Annotated in this window: 1 protein-coding gene; it reads left to right on the top strand. The window is 56.4% G+C overall.

All coding sequences use genetic code 11. The features are described from left to right. Positions 1–507: IS630 family transposase (locus ACGLHR_RS52235; protein WP_400104039.1), on the top strand; the 507-nt coding region annotated here is incomplete at its 5' end. Positions 508–521: the final 14 nt, after the last annotated feature.

Here is a 521-nt window from a genome sequence, read left to right on the forward strand (position 1 = left end):
AGCCTGGACGAATGCCATTTCCAGCAACACGGATCGCGCTGTCGCATGTGGGTGGCCCCGGAAATCCGCGATCCGGTGTTGATGCATGCGCCGACGCGAAAGTCGGTGGCATGTTTTGGCGCCGTCAGTCTGAGCACGGGTCGCTTCGTCTGGCAGGTATGCCCTGTCTTCAACGCAGAAACGTTTGCATCCTTTCTTCGCCAACTACTGCGCCATCGACGTCGCGGCAAGCGCATCGTCGTGGTCCTGGACAACGCCAAGTACCACCATGCCGTTCTGCTCAAACCGTTACTGCACAAATACAGGCGGCACATGACGTTGTTGTTCCTGCCACCATACAGCCCGCAACTGGCGCCTATCGAACGCGTATGGAAACTGACACGGCGCCTGGGGTTACATAACCGGTACTTCGCCACCCTCGTAGAAGTTCTCTCGGCAGTCGACGCCTGCTTCCAGCAATGGAAGAGACCAAACGAGGTACTACGACGACTATGCTGCATTATTTAAGACGTTGTGTTTAG

The sequence above is a fragment of the Cupriavidus sp. CuC1 genome, from assembly GCF_044627735.1.
Lineage (GTDB): Bacteria > Pseudomonadota > Gammaproteobacteria > Burkholderiales > Burkholderiaceae > Cupriavidus > Cupriavidus ulmosensis.